This window comes from Okeania sp. (assembly GCF_983059655.1).
In genome coordinates, this window is the sequence record NZ_CEZPJD010000675.1 from 1 (window position 1) to 4,386 (window position 4,386).

General features: G+C 39.8%; 4 protein-coding genes and 8 tRNA genes. 10 read left to right on the forward strand and 2 right to left on the reverse strand.

Features of this window, described 5'->3' with window-relative positions; all coding sequences use genetic code 11:
- Positions 1-454 precede the first annotated feature (454 nt).
- A complete protein-coding gene (locus tag AC3DU7_RS26405) occupies positions 455-622 on the forward strand; it encodes a hypothetical protein (protein ID WP_488042251.1) in 168 nt (55 codons plus the stop codon).
- A gap of 36 nt (positions 623-658) precedes the next feature.
- Here AC3DU7_RS26405 and AC3DU7_RS26410 read toward each other — a convergent pair whose 3' ends face one another.
- Both AC3DU7_RS26410 and AC3DU7_RS26415 read right to left on the reverse strand, forming a co-directional pair.
- Positions 659-814, reverse strand: coding sequence for a hypothetical protein (locus AC3DU7_RS26410; protein WP_488037736.1), 156 nt, complete (start codon positions 812-814; stop codon positions 659-661).
- A gap of 148 nt (positions 815-962) precedes the next feature.
- Complete coding sequence (locus AC3DU7_RS26415; RefSeq protein ID WP_488042252.1) at positions 963-2,501, reverse strand: AbgT family transporter; 1,539 nt, start codon at positions 2,499-2,501, stop codon at positions 963-965.
- Positions 2,502-2,724: 223 nt separating this feature from the next.
- On the opposite strand from AC3DU7_RS26415, the gene AC3DU7_RS26420 reads away from it, so the two are divergent.
- From AC3DU7_RS26420 to AC3DU7_RS26460, 9 genes are all read left to right on the forward strand, one after another.
- Positions 2,725-2,883: a hypothetical protein gene (locus tag AC3DU7_RS26420; protein WP_488042253.1), complete on the forward strand. Its 159-nt coding sequence runs from the start codon at positions 2,725-2,727 to the stop codon at positions 2,881-2,883.
- Positions 2,884-3,120: 237 nt separating this feature from the next.
- Positions 3,121-3,195 (forward strand) — tRNA-Cys (locus AC3DU7_RS26425).
- Positions 3,196-3,200: 5 nt separating this feature from the next.
- Positions 3,201-3,272 (forward strand) — tRNA-Ile (locus AC3DU7_RS26430).
- A 345-nt stretch (positions 3,273-3,617) separates the two neighbouring features.
- Positions 3,618-3,704, forward strand: a tRNA-Ser gene (locus AC3DU7_RS26435).
- A gap of 40 nt (positions 3,705-3,744) precedes the next feature.
- Positions 3,745-3,826, forward strand: a tRNA-Tyr gene (locus AC3DU7_RS26440).
- A 9-nt stretch (positions 3,827-3,835) separates the two neighbouring features.
- Positions 3,836-3,910 (forward strand) — tRNA-Arg (locus AC3DU7_RS26445).
- A 3-nt stretch (positions 3,911-3,913) separates the two neighbouring features.
- Positions 3,914-3,986, forward strand: a tRNA-Phe gene (locus AC3DU7_RS26450).
- Positions 3,987-4,156: 170 nt separating this feature from the next.
- Positions 4,157-4,230: transfer RNA gene (locus AC3DU7_RS26455), tRNA-Leu, on the forward strand.
- 10 nt (positions 4,231-4,240) lie between these two features.
- Positions 4,241-4,316, forward strand: a tRNA-Met gene (locus tag AC3DU7_RS26460).
- The last annotated feature ends 70 nt before the right edge of the window (positions 4,317-4,386 follow it).

Here is a 4,386-nt window from a genome sequence, read left to right on the forward strand (position 1 = left end):
AAGAAGGTGATAGTTCAAGAATTTATAATTTAGAATTACCTCTTCTTATAAATAAGTAAAGCTATGTTATCCGCCAAGAAATTTATAGCAAATTCCAACTATATGAAGTACAGATATTAATAATTCAATCCTATCAGTGCGAGCATCTTGCTCGCGAGGAAGCATCTTGCTCGCGTAGGTGTACCTCATCAAAGTGGAATACGCTGTATTTCTTGGCTCAAAGCAGAAGTCATATCGAATCCGTTTAATTCGGTATAAAAAAATATTCCATCTTCATCCAGAGCGGAAAGAATTCTGAGTTATTTTCCCTTCTGTTTGCGGAGCATTCCGTAGGAAATTCTGAATTCTGGATTCTGGATTCTGGATTCTGATTCACTATCTTATACCAATTCCCAAAAATAATGCTATACTTCCCGTGGGACTTCAGTTATTAAGTAATAATAATGCTTGAATCATGTTTGTAACGATTCTCGGCATTAAACCAAGATATCTTATCTCTTTTCACCCTACTCCCTACTCCCTACTCCCTACTCCCTACTGTCAAAGAGATGTAGCAATACTTTTGATAAATGGTATTATTACACCGATGCTACCGGATTTGATATTATCTCAAGATGACTAAAGATAGCTATAGCAATCCTAAATAGGTTGCGACAAATCAAAAAGTAGATAAAAAAACTGAAACTCTTACCTGTTCCCTATTCCCTGTTCCCTCTCTTGGTGCGCGTTCCCTCTCTTGGTCAGCATTCCGCAAGCGAGCTGACGGCGACGCGGGGTCTGACCGCTTGCGTCTGTCGCCGACGCGGGGTCGCACCGCTGTTCCCTAAAAAGCAGTAAGATTTTTGACACTAATAAAATAGGATTGCTATAAGTAGGTAGGTAGGCACGAAAAAAAATAAGTTTTATCCCCCATTATACACCTTGAGAAGCTGATAGCTAATAGCTGAGTGCTGAGTGCTATTTTAAAGTCTAATTGCTGCTCCAGGTCCAATAGGAATTCCGAAAATAAACCAGATAATAAATAAAGCTGACCAAGATATCAGGAAAGCTAAAGAATAAGGCAGCATTGTAGCAATTAAAGTTCCCATTCCTGTCTTTTTATCGTATCTCTGAGCAAAAGCAACAATAATTGGAAAATAAGGCATCAGAGGTGTAATAATATTAGTTGTAGAATCTCCAATTCGATAAACCATTTGTGTCAATTCTGGTGTATAACCAACCAACATTAACATTGGCACAAATACCGGAGCCATAATATTCCATTTAGCTGATGCCGAACCAATAAATAAATTAATAAAACCACTAACAATGATAAAACTTATGAGCAAAGGCAACCCAGTAAAACCTGTAGCTTTGAGAAAATTTGCACCATTAACAGCCAAGATAATTCCTAAGTTACTCCAACCAAAATAAGCAACAAATTGAGCAGCAAAAAATGATAAAGCAATATAATAACCCATTAAACTCATAGCCTGAGTCATACCTTGAGCAATATCTTTATCACTCTGAATTGTACCTGCTGCTTTTCCATAGACAATACCAGGCAGAATAAATCCTACCATTATTATTGGTACAATTCCCTGGAAAAAAGGAGAAGGAATAATAGTTAAAGTTTCCGGGTCGCGTAAAATTCCTTCAGGGGGTAAAACTAATATTAATAAAAGTGCTATAAAAGCCAATAAAGAATATCCAGCCCAACGCAAACCTTTTCGTTCAGCAGCAGTCAAATCTTGAATTTCTTCTCGCTCAATTTCCCCATCATATCTACCAAGGCGAGGCTCTACAATTTTATCCGTAATATACCAACCAACTAAAGTAATAACAAATGTAGAAACTACCATGAAATAATAATTGACTGCGGGATTAACTGTATATTCAGCATTAATTAATTTAGCCGAAGTTTCAGTAATTCCTGCTAATAAAGGCTCGATAGATCCAATTAACAAATTAGCACTATAACCTCCAGAAACTCCAGCAAAAGCAGCAGCTAAACCTGCTATGGGATGACGTTTATATGCTAAAAATACTAAAGCAGCAAGAGGAGTTAAAACCACATATCCAGCATCAGAAGCAAGATTAGACATTACCCCACAAAAAATAATCGCTGGAGTAATAAACTTTGCCGGAGCAACTAACACTACCTGACGCAATAGAGCAGAAATTAACCCTGTAGACTCTGCGACTCCTACCCCTAACATCGCTACAAGTACAGTACCCAGGGGAGGAAATTTCACAAAGTTACTCACTGCTTCAGTAATGATTCTGCGGATACCTTCAGGAGTAAACAGAGAGACTGCTTGAATAGTTTCTTTAGTTGCAGGATGTATGACAGATAGATTTGTCAAATTAGCGATCGCGCTAACCAAAATTACTGCTATAGAAAGATAGAAAAATAATGTAATAGGATCTGGCAGTTTATTACCAACTTTTTCAATAAAAATAAGTGCTTGATTAACTATGCCCAACTGTTTATACTTTTCTGGGGGCGGTGTTTCTGTCATCTTGACTGTTTCCTTTTGAGATGAAAAATACAATTTCCCATCATCATACTATAGGAAGGAAGAAGGAAGAAGGAGGAAGGAAGAAGGAATAAAGAATAAAATAAGTATAAAACTCTATTATATTAAATCCGCTTAATTCGGTATAAAAAAATGTTCTATCTGAGTGCTATTCCCCCATCTCCCTACACTCTCCACACGGAGACACACCAGAGAAGGATATAGGGTGTCACCGCGTCCCCGCGTCACCGTGTCACCGCGTCAAATCTTACACACTCTCCACCCCTCCCACACTCCTCAGAAAAATATTTTTGCCCCATTCTGGAATTTACATATTACTAATGTAGTATACAAAGATGTACTACATGATTCTGCTTTGGCCTAGCCAAGGGTAATTATCTTAAACCAAAATCAGCTAGAAAAAAATATTCCTCCCAATCCTTGACAATTATGTATTATTTATGTAACATAAAAACATAGAGTAAAGGAAACAAAGTCATCTGTACCTTGAAAACAAAATAGATACTACATAGTTATTCATAGCCTTGTGGACGACTAGATAAGTCACTCTGATTCTCAGTCAGAGAGAAGCGGGTGCAACTCCCGTCAAGGCTTCTGATTAGTCTGGGTAGCCAAGTGGTAAGGCATTGGTCTGCAAAACCGATTATCAGAGGTTCAATTCCTCTCCCAGACTCCAAACAAGGCAGTGTAGCTTAACAGTAAAGCCCCAGGCTCATAACCTGGTTGATGCAGGTGCAACTCCTGCCACTGCAACTATAGCAACTAGCCATCGGCGATCGGCTTTTTAATTGTTATTTAGTTGTTTGCTGTAGCGGATTAGTTGCTGTACTTGAAACATGAAAACTTTGATGAGTGGAGATGGTGTAACGATAACATTTCGGCCGTTGCTGATTCTGGGTGTGATTTTGCCCCCCGAGCAAGCCAATTTTGGGGGGAATAAAACTCTAAAAGTCCCCCAATTTTGGGGGATTTAGGGGGCTTGATCAGAACCAAACAATCGCGCATTCATACTTCAATTCAGCAACACCACATTTCGGTCTCCAAAACCGACGATCTAGGTTTAAATCCTAGTCTCCGCGCCAATCTAAAAACTTTTGAGGAGAGATGGCCGAGTGGCTTAAGGCATCTTCCTGCTAAGAAGAAACGGTTTAATCGCCGTCGTGGGTTCAAATCCCACTCTCTCCCTTGTGTAGTGTATTTTCAAAAGTTCAGCTATGCAATTATCGGGTCAGCTCGCCTATTAGGGAGGGCAACGGTCTGTAAAACCGTCGCTTAATGCTTTGCAGGTGCAATTCCTGCCTGACCCACCTTTTAATGGGAACGTAGTGTAAACGGATAACACGCCAGTCTACGAAACTGGAGATTTGGAGGTTCAAATCCTCCCGCTCCCGTATCCCCCGGTAGCTCAGTTGGTAGAGCGCCTGTTTGAAAGGCAGGAAGTCGTCAGTTCGATACTGGCCTGGGGGATTTTATAGCTGAAGTCAGAAGTTAGAAGTCAGAAGTCAGAAGTTAAATTTTGCTGTGAATAAGTTTGAGAGGAGCAAGAATGTCCTAACAGTTATGGCAGTTGCTATAAAATAGCGATCGCCTTTCAATTGTGAATTCCGATCTTTGAGACTCCTAAAATTTTTCAATATGCCCCTGTAGCCCAATAGGAAGAGGCGCTAGACTTAAAATCTAGATGTTGCTGGTTCAATTCCAGTCAGGGGTATTGGTGACACGCGGAGATAGAGCAAGAGTGGCTTGTTAGGCTCATAACCTAAAAATCAGTGAGTGCAACTCTCACCTCCGCCACCAAACGCAGGTGTAATTTAACTAGCTATCAGCTATCAGCCGAAAATTTTGTGCAGATTTTAGCTAGAAACCT

Bases quoted from the DNA above. Each gene is read 5' to 3' on its own strand.
- AC3DU7_RS26405 (WP_488042251.1), top strand. From the start codon at position 455: ATGTTTGTAACGATTCTCGGCATTAAACCAAGATATCTTATCTCTTTT.
- AC3DU7_RS26415 (WP_488042252.1), bottom strand. From the start codon at position 2,501: ATGACAGAAACACCGCCCCCAGAAAAGTATAAACAGTTGGGCATAGTT.